This window comes from Mediterranea sp. ET5 (genome assembly GCF_023337025.1).
Lineage (GTDB): Bacteria > Bacteroidota > Bacteroidia > Bacteroidales > Bacteroidaceae > Phocaeicola_A.
The window spans coordinates 94,484-114,693 of sequence record NZ_JAMBLN010000001.1 but is presented as its reverse complement, the minus strand read 5'-3'; the positions used below and the strand labels follow the sequence as shown (position 1 = coordinate 114,693).

16 protein-coding genes are annotated in these 20,210 nt (G+C 50.6%); all 16 read left to right on the top strand.

What is annotated here, in order from left to right:
- Window positions 1-1,362 carry a S8 family peptidase gene (locus M3087_RS00460; RefSeq protein WP_410796733.1) on the top strand — a complete coding sequence of 454 codons (1,362 nt, stop codon included), beginning with the start codon at window positions 1-3 and terminating at the stop codon, window positions 1,360-1,362.
- Window positions 1,363-1,369: 7 nt separating this feature from the next.
- A complete protein-coding gene (gene xseA / locus M3087_RS00455; protein ID WP_249092965.1) occupies window positions 1,370-2,701 on the top strand; it encodes an exodeoxyribonuclease VII large subunit in 1,332 nt (443 codons plus the stop codon).
- A 14-nt stretch (window positions 2,702-2,715) separates the two neighbouring features.
- Window positions 2,716-2,925: an exodeoxyribonuclease VII small subunit gene (gene xseB / locus M3087_RS00450; protein ID WP_249092962.1), complete on the top strand. Its 210-nt coding sequence runs from the start codon at window positions 2,716-2,718 to the stop codon at window positions 2,923-2,925.
- Window positions 2,926-3,259: 334 nt separating this feature from the next.
- Window positions 3,260-3,697, top strand: a complete 438-nt coding sequence (locus tag M3087_RS00445) for an HU family DNA-binding protein (RefSeq protein WP_022386015.1) — start codon at window positions 3,260-3,262, stop codon at window positions 3,695-3,697.
- Between the two features lie 188 nt (window positions 3,698-3,885).
- Complete coding sequence (locus tag M3087_RS00440; protein WP_022386016.1) at window positions 3,886-4,905, top strand: branched-chain amino acid aminotransferase; 1,020 nt, start codon at window positions 3,886-3,888, stop codon at window positions 4,903-4,905.
- A 122-nt stretch (window positions 4,906-5,027) separates the two neighbouring features.
- Window positions 5,028-5,786 (top strand): tRNA (guanosine(46)-N7)-methyltransferase TrmB, encoded by a 759-nt coding sequence (gene trmB, locus M3087_RS00435; protein WP_106484688.1) that lies wholly within the window; start codon window positions 5,028-5,030, stop codon window positions 5,784-5,786.
- A 54-nt stretch (window positions 5,787-5,840) separates the two neighbouring features.
- On the top strand, window positions 5,841-6,947 hold the full coding sequence (locus M3087_RS00430) for an Mrp/NBP35 family ATP-binding protein (protein WP_022386018.1): 1,107 nt from the start codon (window positions 5,841-5,843) through the stop codon (window positions 6,945-6,947).
- Window positions 6,948-7,322: 375 nt separating this feature from the next.
- Window positions 7,323-8,429 (top strand): efflux RND transporter periplasmic adaptor subunit, encoded by a 1,107-nt coding sequence (locus M3087_RS00425; RefSeq protein WP_410796763.1) that lies wholly within the window; start codon window positions 7,323-7,325, stop codon window positions 8,427-8,429.
- 17 nt (window positions 8,430-8,446) lie between these two features.
- On the top strand, window positions 8,447-11,878 hold the full coding sequence (locus M3087_RS00420; RefSeq protein ID WP_249092958.1) for an efflux RND transporter permease subunit: 3,432 nt from the start codon (window positions 8,447-8,449) through the stop codon (window positions 11,876-11,878).
- Window positions 11,875-13,263, top strand: a complete 1,389-nt coding sequence (locus M3087_RS00415; RefSeq protein WP_249092956.1) for an efflux transporter outer membrane subunit — start codon at window positions 11,875-11,877, stop codon at window positions 13,261-13,263. The genes M3087_RS00420 and M3087_RS00415 overlap by 4 nt, the downstream gene beginning before the upstream one ends.
- A gap of 170 nt (window positions 13,264-13,433) precedes the next feature.
- Entirely contained in the window at window positions 13,434-14,201 is a 768-nt protein-coding gene (gene lpxA / locus M3087_RS00410; RefSeq protein ID WP_022386024.1) for an acyl-ACP--UDP-N-acetylglucosamine O-acyltransferase, read from the top strand.
- A 269-nt stretch (window positions 14,202-14,470) separates the two neighbouring features.
- Window positions 14,471-15,049: a rubrerythrin gene (gene rbr / locus M3087_RS00405; RefSeq protein ID WP_022386025.1), complete on the top strand. Its 579-nt coding sequence runs from the start codon at window positions 14,471-14,473 to the stop codon at window positions 15,047-15,049.
- A 162-nt stretch (window positions 15,050-15,211) separates the two neighbouring features.
- On the top strand, window positions 15,212-16,060 hold the full coding sequence (locus M3087_RS00400) for a mechanosensitive ion channel family protein (protein WP_022386026.1): 849 nt from the start codon (window positions 15,212-15,214) through the stop codon (window positions 16,058-16,060).
- Between the two features lie 421 nt (window positions 16,061-16,481).
- Window positions 16,482-17,222: an NUDIX hydrolase gene (locus M3087_RS00395; RefSeq protein WP_410796730.1), complete on the top strand. Its 741-nt coding sequence runs from the start codon at window positions 16,482-16,484 to the stop codon at window positions 17,220-17,222.
- A gap of 33 nt (window positions 17,223-17,255) precedes the next feature.
- Window positions 17,256-18,740, top strand: a complete 1,485-nt coding sequence (locus M3087_RS00390; RefSeq protein WP_249092954.1) for a xylulokinase — start codon at window positions 17,256-17,258, stop codon at window positions 18,738-18,740.
- A 52-nt stretch (window positions 18,741-18,792) separates the two neighbouring features.
- Window positions 18,793-20,109, top strand: a complete 1,317-nt coding sequence (gene xylA, locus M3087_RS00385; RefSeq protein ID WP_022386029.1) for a xylose isomerase — start codon at window positions 18,793-18,795, stop codon at window positions 20,107-20,109.
- Window positions 20,110-20,210: the final 101 nt, after the last annotated feature.

Sequence of the window (20,210 nt, the reverse complement as noted above, 5' to 3'; positions counted from 1 at the left end):
ATGAAGAAGACTTGTTGTATCTTATTTGTTAGTATGTTGTTTGCCGGCACCCTGTTTGCCGGCAATCCTTTGTATCGCTATCGCGTGATGCTTGCCGACAAGCAGGCGACCACGTACAGTCTGTCGAAGCCGCAGGAGTTCTTGTCACAGAAGGCGCTGGAGCGTCGGGAGCGGCAAGGACTTGCCGTCGATTCCACCGACCTGCCTGTGCCGTCGGCTTATCTGAGCCGCCTGGAAACGGAGGGCGTGAAGGTCGTCGGCACCAGCCGGTGGAACAATACGGCACTGGTCGAGACGGCAGACACGGCGCGTATGGAGCGTGTGGAAGCCCTGCCTTTCGTCACAGGCGTTCTGAAAGTCTGGACGTCTCCGGACAGCATTCCTCCCCGGGATGCCAACCGGAAGAAGCAGGTGAATCCCTTCCGGCAGGAGTTCAAGGACTATTACGGTCCAGCCCAGAATCAGGTCGAGATGATTGAGGCAGACAAGCTTCATCAGGCAGGATTCCGTGGACAGGGGATGACCGTGGCAGTCATTGACGGCGGTTTCCTGAATGCCGATGCCATCCCCCTGTTGCAGAATGTGAAGATTGAAGGCACCCGGAACTTTGTCCATCCGGGTTGGGATGTCTATGCCGAGTTGGACCACGGGATGAGTGTGCTCTCCTGCATGGCGGCCAATCATCCTTATACCCTGGTCGGTACGGCGCCGGAGGCATCCTATTGGCTGTTCTGTTCGGAAGACCCGGACTGCGAATGCCTCGCGGAAGAGGACTACTGGACACAGGCGGTGGAGTATGCCGACAGCGTGGGGGTGGACGTCGTCAACACGTCGCTGGGATATTATGCCTTTGACGACCGGTCCAGGAACTACCGTTATCGTGACCTGGACGGGCGCACCTCGCTGATGACCCGTTCGGCATCCATGGCAGCGGACAAGGGGATGATTGTCGTGTGCAGTGCCGGGAACTCGGGAGACAAGCAGTGGAAGAAGATTACGCCTCCTGCTGACGCCGACCATGTGCTGACCGTGGGCGCCGTGGACGCACGGGGCATGAACACCACGTTCTCGTCCGTCGGTTGTACGGCTGACGGACGGGTGAAGCCCGACGTGATGGCACGTGGCGGACATACCGCCCTGATTCGCCCTAACGGACGGGTCAGCGCCGCCAACGGAACTTCGTTTTCCGCCCCGGTGCTGTGTGGGGGCGTTGCCTGCTTGTGGCAGGCCTGTCCGCAGCTGACGGCGAAAGAAGTCATGGAGCTGGTGCGACGTTCGGGCGACAGGTTCGAGTGTCCGGACAACATCTTCGGCTATGGCATCCCGAGTCTGTGGAAAGCCTACCTGAACGCAAACCGCTGACTGTCTCATGGAAGCACTGTCACTCTATGAACTGAACAACCTGGTACGCAGCCGGCTGGAACTGGCTTTCCCGGACGAATATTGGGTGCAGGCTGAGCTGAGCGACGTCCGCAGCAATGCGTCCGGACACTGCTACCTGGAACTGATAGAGAAGGATGCCCGTGGAAACAACCTGATAGCCAAGGCACGCGGCATGATATGGAGTCCGGTCTACAGGCTGCTGAAGCCTTACTTCGAGCAGGAGACGGGACAGGCATTCGTGTCCGGCATCAAGGTGCTGGTGAAGGTCACCGTCAGCTTCCACGAACTCTACGGCTACTCCCTCAACATCGTGGATATCGACCCTTCCTATACGTTGGGCGACATGGCGCGTCGGCGTCGGGAGATACTGGCACAGCTGGAGGAGGAGGGCGTGCTGACCCTGAACAAGGAGCTGGAGATGCCCTTGCTCCCCCAACGGGTGGCAGTCATCTCTTCTGCCACGGCGGCAGGGTACGGTGACTTCTGCAACCAGCTGGAAAATAACCCCTACGGCTATGTCTTCTATCCCCGCCTTTTCCCTGCCATGATGCAGGGAGAACGGGTGGAGGCAAGCGTCATCGCTGCCTTGGACCGCATCTATGCTCGTACCGAGGCGTGGGATGCCGTGGTCATCATCCGGGGTGGCGGAGCGACCTCCGACCTGTCCAGCTTCGACTCCTACCTGCTGGCAGCCAATTGCGCCCAGTTCCCCCTGCCCATCATTACGGGCATCGGCCATGAACGCGACGATACGGTGGTGGATGCCGTGGCGCATACCCGGGTCAAGACACCGACGGCAGCTGCCGAGTACCTCATCGCACGGGTGCATGAGTCCGCCCGTCTGGTGGAAAGCAGCGGCGAACGCCTCCGTCGGGGAGCCCTGTCGCTGCTGGAACGGGAGAAACAGCGCATGGCACAGTGCTCGTCCCGGCTGCCTGCACTCTTTGCCAACTACAAGTTGCGGGAGGAGCGTCGGTTGGACCGCTGCTCCCACCGCCTGCGCACAGCGGTGAAGTCCGGGTTGCTGGAGGAGCGCTACCGACTGGAGAAATGGGCGCAGCGTATTCCCTGGCTGACAGCTTCCCGGATAGACCGGGAGCGGCACCGGCTGCAACTGCTGGAACAGCGGACGCAGGCATTGTCACCCGAGCGTCTGCTGGCACGGGGATACAGCATTACGCTGCTGGACGGACGTGCCGTGACGGACCCCTCCCAGGTGGCAGCAGGCGTCCGTCTGGTGACCCGCGTGGCAAAGGGAGAAATAACGAGTGTCGTGGAACAGCCCTCGGGTGGCACTCAAACGGAAACCCAAGTTTAACGAACAACAACGATATGGCGACAAAAACAATGACTTATGAGAAGGCGGTGAAACGGTTGGAAGAAATCGTTTCCCAGGTGGAAAACGGCGAGCTTAATATCGACCAGTTGAGCGCGTCGCTCAAGGAGGCGCAGGAACTGCTCACCTTCTGCAAGGAAAAGCTGTACAAGGCGGACGCCGAAATCAGCAAGATGCTCGACGGCTTCCAGCAGGAAGAGTCCTGAGTGGATTAACACTGACGCATCAGACCCCCATCCGTGCACAAAAACGTCCCGACCAAAGATTAAGGCTGTTCCTGCATGGGATAGTCATCGATTATGCGTACCTTTGAAGGACCAAAGTATAATACTTTGGCAGGCTAAGTATAATACTTAGGGTGCCTAAGTATTATACTTTGGTCTGTCTAAGCCGGGGTTTAATCTCGTCTGTCCCGTACCCGTATGTCCTTTAACCGCCGTATGGATGCAGCTGGTCCTGGAAGGAGGGTCGGGGAGGGCGGCTCAGACAGCAGTCAGGAAGGCTTCGAATGGCATTTGAATACTATTAAAATAAACGATTATGGCATTTTTCAAGAAAGTAAAAAAGGCGATCAATGGGAAGTGGTATCCACAGGGAGTCGCTTTAGGAGGACCCGTCGGGACACGTGAAATTGCCGACAGACTGTCGGAGATGTCCACACTGACTCCCGGGGACGTGTATGCGGTATTGGCCAATCTGGGTCAGGTGATGAGCGACTACATGGCGGTAGGCAACACCGTGAAGCTGGATGGCGTAGGAACCTTCTTCTATACCCCGCGCATGAAGGGGCAGGGAGTGGACACGCGCGAGGAAGTCAGTGCCGAGCAGATTACCGGAGTCAGTGTCCGTTTTATTCCGGAGACACGCCGCAGTGCCGGTAACAATGTGGTAGGACGACCGCTGGTCGCCGATAAAGTGGAATGGGTGGACATGGACAAACTGGGAGGAAGGAAGAGGTCGCGGAGTGACAGAATGTAACCTTACGTTGCGGCAGGTTTGCAGCTGGCGTGAAATTCTTTCCTCGTTTTCTTTGCTTTATGCAATCTTTTCCTATACATTTGCTGCATGTAAATTCTTTTATATGAGCATCGGCCGGGCGACAGCTTCGCACACGGAAGAGTGATAGCCTGACGCGGTGTTCATAGACCCTTAAAATTTTAGATACAATGAAAGAAATAGATTGGGCGAATTTGTCGTTCGGCTATATGCGGACCGACTACAACGTGCGCTGTTACTATCGCGACGGAAAATGGGGAGAAATAGAAGTTTCTTCCGAGGAGACCATCAACCTGCACATGGCTGCTACCTCGTTGCACTACGGTCAGGAGGCTTTTGAAGGCTTGAAAGCCTACCGTTGCAAGGATGGCAAGATCCGTATCTTCCGCATGGAAGCCAATGCGGAACGTCTGCAGAGCACCTGCCGGGGCATCCTGATGCCGGAACTTCCGACTGAACGCTTCTGTGAGATGGTGAAGAAGGTGGTGAAGCTGAACGAACGTTTCATCCCGCCTTATGAGAGTGGCGCTTCGCTGTATATCCGCCCGTTGCTGATTGGTACAAGTGCCCAGGTGGGCGTGCATCCAGCCAGCGAATATCTGTTTGTCATCTTCGTAACACCGGTAGGACCCTACTTCAAGGGCGGGTTCGCAACCAATCCCTATGTCATCATCCGCGAGTTCGACCGTGCGGCTCCGCTCGGAACGGGAACCTTCAAGGTGGGTGGCAACTATGCAGCCAGCTTGCGTGCGAATAAGATGGCACACGACCTGGGTTATTCCTGCGAGTTCTACCTCGACGCAAAAGAGAAGAAGTACATCGACGAGTGTGGCGCCGCCAACTTCTTCGGTATCAAGAATAATACCTATATCACTCCGCTGTCAACGTCCATCCTTCCGTCCATCACCAACCGCAGCCTGATGCAGTTGGCAGAGGATATGGGGCTGAAGGTGGAACGTCGTCCGGTGCCTGAAGAAGAGCTGGCTACCTTTGAAGAGGCAGGAGCTTGTGGTACGGCAGCAGTCATCAGCCCGATCGAACGTATCGATGACCTGGAGAACAAGCGGTCATACGTGATTGCCAAAGATGGTAAGCCGGGTCCGATTTCTACCCGACTCTACCAGCAGTTGCGTGCCATCCAGTATGGCGATGTGCCCGATCCTTACGGATGGGTAACCGTGCTTGACTAAGCGGAACCGCTCGATTATAGATGCTTGACGCAGGTTGCACAGACCGACATTTGTGCAACCTGCGTTTTTGTATGCTCCATTTTCTTCGTAATTTTGCGGCGTTAACAACTAAAGTGAAGCAGATGGGCAAGAACAAACTGGAGAAATTTGCAGACATGCGGAGCTATCCGCACGTGTTCGAGTATCCTTACTCAGTGATAGATAATGTACCTTTTGAGATGAAAGGCAGATGGAAGGCGGACTTTTTCAAGAACGACCATCCGATCGTGCTGGAGCTGGGATGCGGACGTGGCGAATACACCGTCGGACTGGCACGCAAGTATCCTGACAAGAATTTCATCGGGGTGGACATCAAGGGGGCACGCATGTGGACCGGAGCGACGGAAGCCTTGCAGGAAGGTTTGCAGAACGTGGCTTTCCTGCGTACGAATATCGAAATCATCGACCGCTTCTTTGCTCCGGACGAAGTCAGTGAAATCTGGCTGACCTTCTCCGACCCGCAGATGAAGAAGGCTACGAAACGTCTGACGTCCACCTATTTCATGGAACGCTATCGCCGTTTCCTGTGCGATGGCGGACTGATACATGTCAAGACCGACAGCAACTTCATGTTCACCTATACGCGCTACATGCTTGAGACGAACCGGCTGCCGGTGGAGTTCATGACCGATGACTTGTACCATTCCGGTCTGGTGGACGACATTCTGGGCATCCGGACTTACTACGAGCAGCAATGGCTGGACCGGGGACTGACCATCAAGTATGTGAAGTTCCGTTTGCCGAAGGACGGAGCCTTGCAGGAACCGGACGTGGAAATCGAGCTGGATGACTACAGAAGCTATAACCGCAGCAAACGCAGCGGTCTGCAAACCAGCAAGTAGTCTGCTGACCTTTGAACACTTTATGAATGAACATAATCTTAAGACCTAGTTGATATGGCAATTTATCCGAAACTTATATTAGATGCCTTGTCTACGGTCCGTTATCCCGGGACAGGCAAGAATATCGTGGAGGCGGGTATGGTGGACGACAATATCCGCATTGATGGGAACAAAGTGTCGTTCTCGTTGATTTTTGAAAAGCCGACCGACCCCTTCATGAAGTCGGTTGTCAAGGCGGCGGAAACAGCAATCCTGACGTATGTGGGTGAAGATGTCGAGATTGCCGGCAACATTTCGGTGACAACCGTACAGCAGGCACGTCCCGAAGTAGGGAAGCTGCTGCCCCAGGTGAAGAACATCATCGCCATTTCTTCCGGTAAGGGAGGAGTGGGGAAGTCTACGGTTGCAGCCAATCTGGCGGTGGCATTGGCGAAGTTGGGCTATAAGGTCGGCTTGCTCGATGCCGATATCTTCGGTCCTTCCATGCCGAAGATGTTCCAGGTGGAGGATGCCCGCCCCTATGCCGAGATGATTGACGGACGGGAGCTGATTGTCCCCATTGAGAAATACGGTGTGAAACTGTTGTCCATCGGCTTCTTTGTCAACCCGGACCAGGCTACCTTGTGGCGTGGCGGAATGGCAAGCAACGCGTTGAAGCAGCTCATCGGCGATGCTGCCTGGGGCGATTTGGACTATTTCCTGATTGACCTGCCCCCCGGAACCAGCGACATACACCTCACCGTCGTGCAGACGTTGGCAGTGACCGGTGCCGTAGTGGTAAGTACACCGCAGCAGGTGGCGTTGGCCGATGCCCGCAAAGGTATTAATATGTTTACAAATGAGAAGGTCAATGTCCCCATACTGGGCTTGGTCGAGAACATGGCCTGGTTTACCCCGGCTGAACTTCCGCAGAACCGTTATTACATTTTCGGGAAGGAAGGAGCCAAGAAGCTGGCTGCTGAAATGAAGGTTCCCTTGATCGGTCAGATTCCTATCGTACAAAGCATCTGTGAAGGAGGCGATGACGGCAAACCAGTTGCCCTCAACGAAGATACCGTTACGGGACAGGCATTCATCCAACTGGCAGAAGAACTTGTCCGTCAGACGGAAAAACGGAACGCCGAGCAGGCTCCTACACGGATTGTTGAAGTCCACAAGTAGGGAACTGCCACCTCTCTGAATTGAAAACTTGCCCCTGTCTTTCTCATGCCGAAGATACCTTCCCTGGGAGAGACAGGGGTAAGTTTTTTGTATGGTTGTGCCGTGACTGTTAATCATCCTATAGGGGAGTTTGCCTTTTAGTTAAAGTTCGCCAAACTTCTACTTGTGCGTATGATACAAAGCGAACAAATATATACTTTTGCGCACGAGAAACTTTTTTGTAGTTTTTAGTTTTTAAAGAACAGGGTATAAAGAAAACAATTTATAATAGATAATATGGATATGAAGTCAAAACAAAAGTTCACTTATTCAAGTGCAGGTGTCCTTTGTGCAGGGGCACTCTTATTGTTTAATGCCTGCGGCGGCAGCCAAGGTATGAAGATGGGTGACAATGAATTCACCGTAGAGACGGTGTCTTCCACCTCAAGCCAGCAGACTACCCAGTATCCCGCAACAATCAAAGGTATGCAGGATATCGAGATTCGTCCGCAAGTTTCAGGATTCATTGTCAAATTGTGCGTGGATGAAGGTGCCACTGTCCGTAAGGGACAGGCTTTGTTCCAGATTGATCCGACTCAATATGCAGCAGCAGCCAATCAGGCAAAAGCGAATGTTGCATCGGCAGAAGCCAACTTGCACACGATGGAGCTGACGGCTCAGAACAAGAAGACTTTGTATGATAAGAAGGTTATCAGCCAGTTTGACTATCAGACGGCGTTGAACAACCTGGAGACTGCCAAAGCTACCTTGGCACAAGCCAAAGCCAGCTTGGTTGCCGCTCAGCAGAATCTGGGCTTTTGTACAGTGACCAGCCCCTCGGACGGTGTAGTCGGAACTTTCCCCTACCGTGTCGGTAGTCTGGTCAGCGCTTCGATTGCAGAGCCGTTGACTACGGTTTCGGAAATCGGCGATATGTATGTTTACTTCTCGATGACCGAAAAGCAACTGTTGAACATGACAAAAGCCGGTGGAACCCTGAAGGAACAGCTGGAAAAGATGCCGGCAGTGAAGCTGCAGCTCTCCGATGGTACGATGTATGATGCCGAAGGTAAGATTGATGCCGTGAGTGGAGTCATCGACCAGACCACCGGTTCGGTAAGTATGCGTGCGGTCTTCCCCAACAAGGGAAATGTGTTGCGTAGCGGTGGCTCGGGTAATATCATCTTCCCTTATGCGTTGGAGAACGTCTGTGTCATTCCGCAAAGTGCGACACAGGAAATCCAGGACAAGAAGTTCGTTTATGTAATGCAGCCGGACAGTACCTTGAAGCATACGGAAATCAAGGTGTATAACCTGAATGACGGAAAGACTTTTGTTGTGACAGAGGGCTTGAAGGACGGTGATAAGATTGTGACCGAAGGCGTTCAGACTCTGAAGAACGGACAGAAGATTGTGCCGATCACTCCGCAACAGAAAGAGGCCAAATACCAGCAGGCTCTGAAAGACCAGCGTGAAGGTAATTTGGAAACAGCATTTAATTAAAAAGTGATGATTCAACTATGAGGCTAGATAAGTTTATTAATCGTCCGGTATTATCAACCGTAATCTCAATCTTGTTGGTAATCTTGGGTTTCATAGGCTTGGCAACCTTGCCTATCACCCAGTATCCGGACATTGCGCCGCCGACGATCTCTGTGAGCGCAAACTATACGGGTGCCAACGCCCAGACGGTGCTGAACTCTGTAATCTCTCCGTTGGAAGACCAGATCAACGGTGTGGAGAACATGATGTACATGCAGTCTACCGCTACAAACAACGGCTCGGCACGTATTACAGTATATTTCAAGCAGGGAACAGACCCTGATATGGCACAGGTCAACGTGCAGAACCGTGTGACACAGGCTCAGGGACTCCTGCCTTCCGAGGTAACCCAGGTGGGTGTGACGACAATGAAGCGCCAGACATCCATGTTGATGATCTTCTCTCTTTATGACAAGGAGGACAAATACAACATTGAGTTCTTGGAGAACTATGCCAGTATCAACCTGATTCCGGAAATCAAACGTGTGAACGGTGTCGGTGATGCCAATGCGATGAGTGCCGACTACTCCATGCGTATTTGGTTGAAACCGGATGTGATGGCTCAGTATAAGCTGTTGCCCAGCGATATCACTTCGGCATTGTCCGAGCAGAACGTGGAGGCAGCACCGGGTCAGTTCGGTGAACGTGGTAACCAGTCGTTCCAGTACACCATCCGTTATAAGGGACGTTTGTCCAGCGCGACAGAGTTTGAGGATATTGTTATCAAGGCACTTCCCGATGGACAGATTCTCCGTCTGGGTGATGTTGCCGACCTGGAGCTGGGACGTTTGAACTACAGTTTCAACAACATGGTAAATGGACACAAGGCTGTGACCTGTATCATTTATCAGATGGCTGGTACCAACGCAACAGAGACCATCCAGAACCTGGAGAAGGTACTTGCAGACTATGAGAAGAATCTCCCCGACGGCATCGGACTCAGTATTGCACAGAGTGCCAATGACTTCTTGTTCGCTTCTATTCATGAGGTTGTCAAGACGTTGATCGAGGCATTTATTCTGGTGTTCATCGTCGTGTATATCTTCCTGCAGGATATGCGTTCTACGTTGATCCCGGCAATTGCCATTCCGGTGGCTTTGATTGCGACCTTCTTCGCCATGAAGCTGATTGGCTTCAGTTTGAACTTGCTGACGTTGTCGGCTATGGTGCTTGCCATTGCGATCGTCGTCGACGATGCGATAGTCGTCGTCGAGGGCGTCCATGCGAAGTTGGACCAAGGCTACAAGTCTTCGCGTTTGGCTTCCATCGACGCCATGAGTGAGTTGGGTGGCGCTATCGTTTCCATTACATTGGTCATGATGTCCGTGTTTATTCCTGTCAGCTTCATTGGTGGTACAGCCGGTACGTTCTACCAGCAGTTCGGTATTACCATGGCGTTGGCTATCGGTTTCTCGGCTATCAACGCATTGACCTTGTCTCCTGCCTTGTGTGCCCTGTTCCTGAAGCCTCACAATTCGAACACGACGCTGAAGGAGCGTATGGATACGGCTTACAAGGAGTCACGTCGGATTATGGTCAGCAAGTACACCGACGCTATCGGTAAGCGGTTGAATCCGAAGATTGTCATCCTCTTTGTGATTGTTGCCATCTTGGGTATGATTTTCGGAATGTTCAACTTTGACCAGCATCCGGTGCTCTGTATATTGTTCATCATCATCAGTATCCTGGCTTTTGCCGGAATGACGACTGACAAGTTCAAGGCTTCGTTCAACAAGTCCTATAACTCACTCTTGAACAAGTACCGCAAGTATGTCGTGTTCTTCATTCACCGGAAAGGATTGTCCTTCGGTCTTCTGGGAGCATTGATTGCCTTGATGGTATTCTTCATGAACATTACACCGACCGGTATGGTGCCGAATGAAGATACCGGTACCATCATGGGTGCCGTAACCTTGCCGCCGGGTACTTCTCAGGAGCGTGCTCAGGAAGTGCTCAACAAGGTTGACAGCCTGATTGCCGCAGAGCCTGCCGTACAGTCCCGTACCGTGATCTCCGGTTTCAGCTTTATCGGTAGTGGTCAGGGACCTTCCTACGGTTCAATCATTATCAAGTTGAAGGACTGGGAAGAACGTTCCATGCAGCAGAGCTCGGATATTGTGGTCGCTTCGCTGTTCATGCGTTCACAGAAGTTGTTTAAGGATGCACAGGTATTGTTCTTTGCTCCGCCTATGATTCCGGGATACTCCATTTCAACCGATATCGAGTTGAACATGCAGGATAAGACCGGAGGTTCGCTGGACCACTTCTTTGAGGTTGTCAACTCTTACATGGCTGCCTTGGAAGAACGTCCGGAAATCAGCTCGGCTTCCACGAACTTTAACCCGAGCTTCCCCCAATATCAGATGGATATCGATGTTGCGGCCTGCAAACGTGCCGGAATCAGTCCGAGCACCATCTTGTCGACCATGCAAGGATACTTCGGAGGTATCTACGCGTCGAACTTCAACAGTTTCGGTAAGATGTACCGTGTCATGATTCAGGCAGAGCCGGATGCAACCAAGAATATGGAGTCGCTGAACAGCATCAAGGTGCGTGGCAGTGACGGTGAGATGGCTCCGATTACCCAGTTCGTGACCATGAAGAGAATCTATGGTCCGGATGTAATCAGCCGTTTCAACCTGTACACCTCTATTCAGGTAATGGTATCGCCGGCTGCCGGCTACACTTCCGGTCAGGCGTTGCAGGCCATTTCGGAAGTTGCCAGTCAGAACCTGCCCACAGGTTTCGGCTATGAGTTGGGAGGTATGGCACGTGAGGAGGCTCAGACAACCAACACGACCGGATTGATTTTCGTGCTCTGTCTCGTCTTCGTTTACTTGCTGTTGAGTGCCCAGTATGAAAGCTACGTGCTGCCGTTGGCTGTGTTGCTCTCCATCCCCTGCGGTCTGTTGGGAAGCTTCCTGTTTGTGAACGGATTTGCGGCGTTGGGCAGCATCCCGGCACTGAAGATGGTGCTGGGTACCATGTCAAACGATATCTATATGCAGATTGCCTTGATTATGTTGATGGGTCTGTTGGCGAAGAACGCCATCCTGATTGTCGAGTTCGCTCTTGACCGTCGTAAACAGGGTATGAGTATCTCGTGGGCTGCCGTGCTCGGAGCTTCCGCCCGTCTGCGTCCTATCTTGATGACTTCACTCGCCATGATTATCGGTTTGCTTCCGTTGATGTTCGCATTTGGCGTCGGTGCTCATGGTAACCGTACGTTGGGAGCCTCTGCCATTGGCGGTATGTTGATCGGTATGATATGCCAGATCTTCATCGTACCGACTTTGTTCGTAGTCTTCCAATGGCTGCAAGAGAAGTTCAAACCGATCGAATGGACCGATATGGACGGCAGTGAGGTTGAACCGGATATTGAACAATATTCAAACAAAGACGAAAAATGAAGAAACAACAGATAATATTACTGATGGGCGCAGCTGCTTTGTTCAGCAGCTGCGGCATCTACAATTCCTATAAGCGCCCGAGTGATATTTCCGTTGAAGGGATATATCGGGATACGGTATCCGTCAACGATACGCTGGTCAGCGATACGACCAACATGGGTAATATCTCCTGGCGTGAGATGTTCCGTGACCCGAAGTTGCAGGCGCTCATCGAGCAAGGCTTGACCAACAATACCGACTTGCAGACCGCCATCCTGCAAGTGGAGCAGGCAAAAGCCTCTCTGACAAGTGCGCGTTTGTCCTTCTTGCCTGCATTTACCCTTTCTCCGCAAGGCGGTATCACCAAGATGGAGAATACCTCTTCGTATCGTACGTGGCAGGCTCCGCTGAGCGCTAGCTGGGAGGTTGACCTCTTCGGTAACTTGCTGAACGCTTCACGGAGTGCACGCGCCACTTTGCTGCAAAGCGAGGCATACGAACAGGCGGTGCGTTCGCAGGTGATTTCCAATATTGCCAGTCTCTATTATACGTTGCTGATGCTTGACCGTCAGCTGGAGATCAGCGAAGAGACACATGCGAAGTGGTCGCAGACCCTCTCCATGATGCAGGATATGATGGAGGCAGGTATGTCCAACAAGGCAGGAGTTGCCCAGACGGAAGCCAGTTGCTATGCCGTGGCTGCCAGCATTGCCGAGATTCGTCAGACCATCCGTGAGACCGAGAACTCACTTTCCACCTTGCTGGGTATGGCACCCCAACACATTGAACGTGGACGTTTGGAAGACCAGCAGATGCCTGAGGACATCAATGCCGGAGTTCCTTTGCAGTTGTTGTCAAACCGTCCGGATGTACGTGCCGCAGAGATGTCGCTTGCCAATGCATTCTATCTGACCAATAAGGCCCGTTCGGCATTCTATCCGAAAATTTCCTTGACCGGAACCTTGGGATGGACGAACGGAACTACGGGCAACTTGAACCCGGCACAAATCATGAAGAACGCCATCGCTTCGTTGACCCAGCCCATTTTCAACCGGGGCGCTCTGATTGCTAACCTGAAGATTTCAAAGGCACAGCAGGAGCAGGCAAAACTCGCTTTCCAACAGACCGTGTTGGATGCCGGTGCTGAGGTGAGCAACGCTCTGTTTGCTTACCAGACCGTCGGTGAGAAGAGCCAGCAACGTGATAAGCAGGTGAAAGCTTTGGAAGAGGCCGTGGATGCAACCATCGGGCTGATGGATGTGGGACAGACCACCTACCTGGATGTTATCACAGCCCAGCAATCACTTCTCAGTGCCCAGCTTACACAGGTTCAAGACAATTATGACTACTTGCAGTCAGTCATCAGTCTCTACCAGGCATTGGGTGGTGGAAGGACCGGTGAATAAAGGTGAGCTTACAATGAAATGTTGATAAATAAGAGGTCCGTTATTGAGCTTCAATAGCGGACTTTTTTACATAGTCACAGTGGAAAAGGCTTGTAAATATGTAACCTTTTTTATAGCTTTGTCACACTTAGTTACCTTATCGAAATATTAACCTTCTAAATATAACGATTATGATTAGTCCGTTAGCTTATGTCGATCCGTCGGCACAGATTGGCAAGAATGTCACAATCCATCCATTTGCTTACATTGACAAGAATGTCGTGATTGGTGACAACTGTGTCGTGATGCCATATGCAAGCATAATGAGTGGCGCACGCCTTGGAAGTGGAAATGTGATTTATCAGGGAGCAGTTATCGGAACACCTCCCCAGGATTTCAAACATAAGGGCGAAGATACCATCGTCCGTATTGGTGACAACAATGTCATCCGTGAGAATGCCGTCATCATACGCGCTTCAGCTCCCGAACATGAGACGGTTATCGGTGACGGTAACTTCATCATGCAGGCAGTTCGTATTTCGCACGATGCCACCATCGGCAATCATTGTATTATCGGCAATGGTTCGCAAGTGGCAGGACGCTCAACGGTCGGCAATTATTCCATTCTCGCTTCGTCGGTTATCATGACCGGTCATATCCGGGTGGGCGACTGGTCGGTTATTCAGGGAGGATGTCGCTTTTCGAACGATGTTCCGCCTTACGTGGTAGTAGCACATGAACCCGCCGCGTTCTACAGCATCAATACAAAGGTACTGCAACATAACGGCTTCTCTGAAACCATTATCAAGCACATTGCCCATGCTTATCGCATCATCTACCATGCCAATACGTCCGTAGACGATGCCATCTATCGTGTGGAGCAGCAGGTGCCGCGTGGAGAGGAAATCAACAACATCATCAAGTTTATCACAGAGTCAAAAGTAGGCATCATCAAGTGATGCTGCCTTGACCCTTATACCTTATAATATATAGGCAGCCCAAGACCCCGGTCAAGAGTCTTCGGGCTGCCTTTTACTTTTCGGAAGGGGAAAAGGCTTATTGCCTTCGGATGTCTGTATGCTTCCGGAGAAAGGTTCTGTCAAGCGGAACATCCGTTTGTGCTTTTTTAACTTTCTGGACCGTAATATTACTTTGTAATAATTACAATCTTAGAAATAATTTTATACCTTTGCATCAAAGAAAACTAACTAACTAAAAGCAATAATTTATGGAAAAGTCATTGAAAGGTACACGTACCGAAAAGAATCTGATGATTTCTTTCGCTGGTGAGTCACAAGCAAGAATGCGCTACACTTACTTTGCAAGTGCAGCCAAGAAGGAAGGCTATGAGCAGATTGCTGCCATCTTCACAGAAACAGCAGATCAGGAGAAAGAGCATGCAAAGCGTATGTTCAAGTGGTTGGAAGGCGGAATGGTTGAGATTACAGCCAGCTATCCTGCCGGTGTTATTGGTACAACAGCCGAGAACCTGAAGGCAGCTGCTGCAGGCGAGCATGAAGAGTGGTCGCTTGATTATCCGAAGTTTGCTGATATTGCCGATGAGGAAGGATTCCCTGCCATCGCTATCATGTATCGCAACATTGCTGTGGCTGAGAAGGGACACGAGGAGAGATACCGTGCTCTGCTTGCCAACGTTGAAAACGGAGAAGTGTTCAAGAAAAAGGAAAATGTGATCTGGCAATGTCGCAACTGCGGTTTCATTTTCGAAGGTCCCGAGGCACCTGCCGTATGTCCGGCATGTCTTCATCCGCAAGCTTACTTCCAGGTGAAGCCGACTAATTATTGAGAATCTGGCAGCGTTATTGCTGATTAATGACCAAGGGTCGGGAAGAACATGACACATGTCTGTTCTTCCTGACCTTTTTCATTCCAGATTGTGTGTATTGACCGGCTGTTTGTATCTTTGTGGTCGATTTTATGTGAACTATTAATTCTAACTATTATTTTTATGTTGTTTACTTTATTAAATGCTACTTCCTTGGTCAATGTCGAGCAGGTGGTCGATAAGCTGATTACTTGGGGCGTAGAGACCGGTAAGGACATCTTGGGAGCAATTTTGATCTATGTCATCGGACGTTTCATCATCCGCCAGATCATGCGTCTGGTTGCTAATATTCTGGAACGCCGTAAGTTTGAAAGCAGTGTACAGACCTTCTTGAAGAGTTTGCTCAGTATCCTCCTCAATCTGGTACTGGCATTCGCCATCATCAGTAAGCTGGGCGTAGAAACAACCAGTCTGGCAGCCTTGTTGGCATCTGCCGGTGTTGCTATTGGTATGGCACTGTCGGGCAATCTTTCAAACTTTGCCGGAGGACTTGTCATTCTGGTATTCAAACCATTTAAAGTGGGCGATTTTATCGATGGCCCCGATGGGGTAAGTGGTACGGTGAAGGAAATACAGATTTTCCATACCATTCTGACCATGTTGGATGACCGTATCATCTATGTACCCAATGGCGTGCTCAGCAGCAATGCCATTACGAATTACAGCCGTCAGCAGATGCGCCGTGCCGAGTGGACATTCGGAGTGGAGTATGGAGAAGACTACGAACGTGTGAAAGCGGTTTTGGAAAGAATCATTGCGGCTGATGACCGCATTTTGAAGACTCCGGAGCCTTTTATTGCACTCTCCTCACTCTCGGCAAGCAGCGTGGACATCAAGGTGCGTGCTTGGGCGAAAGTCTCAGATTATTGGGATGTCTACTTTGACATGAACCGGGTGGTTTATGAAACATTCAATAAGGAAGGCATCGGATTCCCCTTCCCGCAACTTACCGTTCATCAGGCAAAAGACTGAAAATGCGAGTTTGAAGACGGTTTGAAAACCGTTTGAATAGTAAAAAGAAATGTCTTTATTGGAACTCTTCCTTGGCCGGACCGGCTGAAGGAAAGGGAGCTGATAAGGACATTTCTTTTTATTTGCTCCGATATTACTGATTGGCGTCGGCTTTTTTATAATCTTTCTTTCTACAAAATCTTATCGGATTACAGGTATTTTGCAAGGCTGTAAATGTTGGAATAAGGCCTTTTTAGGGTCAGAACAGGGGTCAATGATTTCTAGTTGTATCGAGGAAGATAAGCCTTATACGCTTATCGTACGATTGACGATATTTACAACTTTGGAAAATAATGTTTTAAAACATAGAAAAAAGAAGTTGATATATTTGTTTATATGGAAGAACTACTCTACTTTTGTCACGCAAAAATGAAGGAAACCAATGAAAACACAGATGAGTGAAGAAAACCATCAAGTAAGCCCTAATATCTCGGTCGATTGTTCTTTGATCGGATTTGACGGAGAAGAGCTCCGCGTCCTGTTGGTAAGGCAGGTAGGTGCATCCGAATCGGAACAGGAAACGATGTATAAGCTCCCGGGAAGTTTGATTTATGTTGACGAAGATTTGGATGAGGCAGCCAAACGGGTGTTGTACGAATTGACAGGGTTGAAGAGTGTCCCGATGGTTCAATTCCGTGCTTTTGGCTCGAAGAACCGTACTCGTAACCCGAAAGATGTTGGTTGGTTGGAGCGTTTCCACAGTTTGCCGAACCAGATTGATCGTATTGTGACGATTGCCTATCTGGCTCTGTTGAAAATCGACCGTAAATATACTCGTCTGTCTCATAAATATGAAGCTAGCTGGGTGTCTGTAAAAGATGTGGGTGAGTTGGCTTTTGACCATAACCAGATTTTGGAGGCCTCATTGGCTTATGTCCGTCAGTACGTAGAAAATTCTCCGGCCGTGTTGTTCGATTTGCTTCCTCGTAAATTCACCGCGGCACAGTTGCGACGGCTTTATGAGATTGTTTACGACCGTTCGTTCGACGTCCGTAATTTCCACAAACGAATTTCCATGATGAAATACGTGGTACCCCTGGAGGAAAAGGAGCAGGGAGTATCCCATCGTGCCGCCCGATATTATCGGTTTGACCGGGTTATTTACAACCAGATGCGTAACTAACAGTAACTAAAAATAGATTAAATAATAAGTAGTATGTATTTATTAGGGTATGATATAGGTAGCTCTTCGGTAAAGGCTAGCTTGGTGAATGCGGAAACAGGCGTATGTATCGCTTCTGCATTCTATCCGAAAGTAGAGGCTGAAATTATTGCTGTCCAGCCGGGTTGGGCAGAGCAGAAGCCTGAGATGTGGTGGCAGAACCTGAAACTGGCAACTGCTGCTGTCATGGAACAGTCGGCTGTATCGGCAGAACAGATTGCAGCCATCGGTATCTCGTATCAGATGCATGGTCTGGTTTGTGTTGACAAGGATTTGCAGGTGCTCCGTCCTGCCATTATCTGGTGTGATTCCCGTGCCGTGGGGTATGGACAGAAAGCATTGGAGACTCTTGGCGAATCGGTATGCCTGTCGCATCTGTTGAACTCTCCGGGCAACTTTACGGCCTCTAAACTGGCTTGGGTGAAAGAGAACGAGCCGGATGTCTATGCCCGCATCTACAAAATCATGTTGCCGGGTGACTATATAGCCATGCGGATGACTGGAGAAGTTTGCACGACTGTATCGGGTCTTTCCGAGGGAATGTTCTGGGACTTCAAGAACAACTGTGTCGCTGATTTCCTGATGGAGTATTACGGCTTTGATAAATCCTTGATCCCTGACATACGTCCGACTTTCTCCGAACAGGGCCGCATGACGGCTGCCGTGGCTGAGGAACTGGGACTGCGTGCAGGTATCCCTGTGACTTATCGCGCCGGTGACCAACCCAATAATGCGCTTTCCCTGAATGTGTTCAATCCCGGTGAAATCGCTTCGACGGCAGGAACATCCGGAGTCGTTTACGGTGTGAACGGGACTGTGAACTATGATCCCCAATCGCGTGTGAACACCTTTGCACATGTCAACCATACTGACGAGCAGACCCGTTTGGGCGTATTGCTTTGCATTAACGGAACGGGTATCTTGAACTCTTGGATCAAGCGGACAATGGGTACGGACGTTTCTTATGCCGAAATGAATGATTTGGCGGCAGGAGTACCTATCGGCAGCCAGGGATTGAGTGTGATACCTTTCGGCAATGGTGCGGAGCGTGTCTTGGGCAACAAGGAGCCGGGATGTTCCTTGCAAGGGCTGAACTTCAACTCGCATACACGTGCACACATCATGCGTGCTGCACAGGAGGGTATTGTGTTCTCATTTAAATATGGTATGGAAGTGATGGAACAGATGGGCATGCACATTACGAATATCCATGCAGGTAATGCCAACATGTTCCTGAGCCCGATATTCCGCAACACACTTGCCGGAGTCACCGGAGCCACCATTGAGCTTTATGATACTGATGGTTCCGTGGGAGCTGCCAAGGGTGCCGGTATGGGAGCCGGAATCTATAAAGACAACACGGAAGCCTTCTCTACACTGAAGAAGCTGCAGGTCATCGAGCCGGACGTACAGGCGGCCGAACAATACCAGGCAGCATACGCTTTGTGGAAGGAGCGTCTGGCTAACGTAGTTCGCTAAACACGATTTATAAAACACAACATATTAATTGACCTTTAAAAACAAAAGACTTATGGCAACAAAAGAGTATTTTCCTGGAATAGGAAAAATCAAATTCGAAGGAAAAGATAGTAAGAACCCGATGGCTTACCACTATTATGATGCTGAAAAGGTAATCATGGGTAAGAAGATGAAAGACTGGTTGAAGTTTGCAATGGCATGGTGGCACACATTGTGCGCTGAAGGTGGTGACCAGTTCGGTGGTGGTACGAAGAAGTTCCCCTGGAACGGTGACCCCGACAAGGTTCAGGCTGCCAAGAACAAGATGGATGCCGGTTTTGAATTCATGCAGAAGCTGGGTATCGAGTACTACTGCTTCCACGACATCGACTTGTGCGAAGAGGCCGATACCATCGAAGAATATGAGGCTAACTTGAAGGAAATCGTGGCTTATGCCAAGCAGAAACAAGCTGAAACCGGCATCAAGTTGCTGTGGGGTACAGCCAACGTATTCGGTCACGCACGCTACATGAACGGTGCTGCTACCAACCCGGAATTTGACGTTGTAGCCCGCGCTGGCGTTCAAATCAAGAATGCAATTGACGCTACCATTGAGCTGGGTGGTACCAACTATGTGTTCTGGGGTGGCCGTGAAGGTTACATGAGCATCCTTAACACAGACCAGAAACGTGAAAAAGAGCACCTCGCTCAGATGTTGACCATGGCTCGTGACTATGCCCGTGCCAAAGGCTTCACCGGCACGTTCCTGATCGAGCCGAAACCGATGGAACCGACCAAGCATCAATATGATGTGGATACTGAAACGGTTATCGGTTTCTTGAAGGCACACGGCTTGGAGAAAGACTTTAAGGTAAACATCGAGGTAAACCACGCAACCTTGGCAGGACACACCTTCGAACACGAGTTGGCTGTGGCTGTTGACAATGGCATGTTGGGTTCTATCGATGCCAACCGTGGTGACTATCAGAACGGTTGGGATACTGACCAGTTCCCCATTGACAACTATGAGTTGGTACAGGCCATGATGCAGATCATCCGCAACGGTGGTTTGGGTAATGGCGGTTGCAACTTCGACGCCAAGACTCGTCGTAACTCTACCGACTTGGAGGACATTGCCATTGCACACATCTCCGGTATGGATGCCATGGCACGTGCATTGGAGTGCGCTGCCAAATTGCTCGAAGAGTCTCCTTACAAGAAGATGCTTGCTGACCGTTACGCTTCGTTTGACTCCGGTAAGGGTAAGGAATTCGAAGAAGGCAAGATGTCTTTGGAACAGTTGGTTGAATATGCCAAGACTGTAGGTGAGCCGAAGCAAGTAAGCGGCAAGCAGGAACTCTATGAAAGAATCGTAAGCTTGTATTGCTGATTTTCTCCCATAGTTTCTGTCTTCGGGCAGAAATATTGACAGGCAAGGGTGTGTCGCAACAGAACCGGCACACCCTTGTTTCATATTGCCGTACGCTCTTT

Excerpts from the sequence above, each read along its gene's own strand:
- M3087_RS00440 (WP_022386016.1), top strand. The coding sequence starts at position 3,886 with ATGAAAGAAATAGATTGGGCGAATTTGTCGTTCGGCTATATGCGGACC.
- M3087_RS00425 (WP_410796763.1), top strand. The coding sequence starts at position 7,323 with ATGAAGATGGGTGACAATGAATTCACCGTAGAGACGGTGTCTTCCACC.
- M3087_RS00460 (WP_410796733.1), top strand. The coding sequence starts at position 1 with ATGAAGAAGACTTGTTGTATCTTATTTGTTAGTATGTTGTTTGCCGGC.
- M3087_RS00400 (WP_022386026.1), top strand. The coding sequence starts at position 15,212 with ATGTTGTTTACTTTATTAAATGCTACTTCCTTGGTCAATGTCGAGCAG.
- trmB (WP_106484688.1), top strand. The coding sequence starts at position 5,028 with ATGGGCAAGAACAAACTGGAGAAATTTGCAGACATGCGGAGCTATCCG.
- xseA (WP_249092965.1), top strand. The coding sequence starts at position 1,370 with ATGGAAGCACTGTCACTCTATGAACTGAACAACCTGGTACGCAGCCGG.
- M3087_RS00420 (WP_249092958.1), top strand. The coding sequence starts at position 8,447 with ATGAGGCTAGATAAGTTTATTAATCGTCCGGTATTATCAACCGTAATC.
- M3087_RS00445 (WP_022386015.1), top strand. The coding sequence starts at position 3,260 with ATGGCATTTTTCAAGAAAGTAAAAAAGGCGATCAATGGGAAGTGGTAT.
- xseB (WP_249092962.1), top strand. The coding sequence starts at position 2,716 with ATGGCGACAAAAACAATGACTTATGAGAAGGCGGTGAAACGGTTGGAA.
- M3087_RS00390 (WP_249092954.1), top strand. The coding sequence starts at position 17,256 with ATGTATTTATTAGGGTATGATATAGGTAGCTCTTCGGTAAAGGCTAGC.
- lpxA (WP_022386024.1), top strand. The coding sequence starts at position 13,434 with ATGATTAGTCCGTTAGCTTATGTCGATCCGTCGGCACAGATTGGCAAG.
- M3087_RS00395 (WP_410796730.1), top strand. The coding sequence starts at position 16,482 with ATGAAAACACAGATGAGTGAAGAAAACCATCAAGTAAGCCCTAATATC.
- M3087_RS00430 (WP_022386018.1), top strand. The coding sequence starts at position 5,841 with ATGGCAATTTATCCGAAACTTATATTAGATGCCTTGTCTACGGTCCGT.
- rbr (WP_022386025.1), top strand. The coding sequence starts at position 14,471 with ATGGAAAAGTCATTGAAAGGTACACGTACCGAAAAGAATCTGATGATT.
- M3087_RS00415 (WP_249092956.1), top strand. The coding sequence starts at position 11,875 with ATGAAGAAACAACAGATAATATTACTGATGGGCGCAGCTGCTTTGTTC.
- xylA (WP_022386029.1), top strand. The coding sequence starts at position 18,793 with ATGGCAACAAAAGAGTATTTTCCTGGAATAGGAAAAATCAAATTCGAA.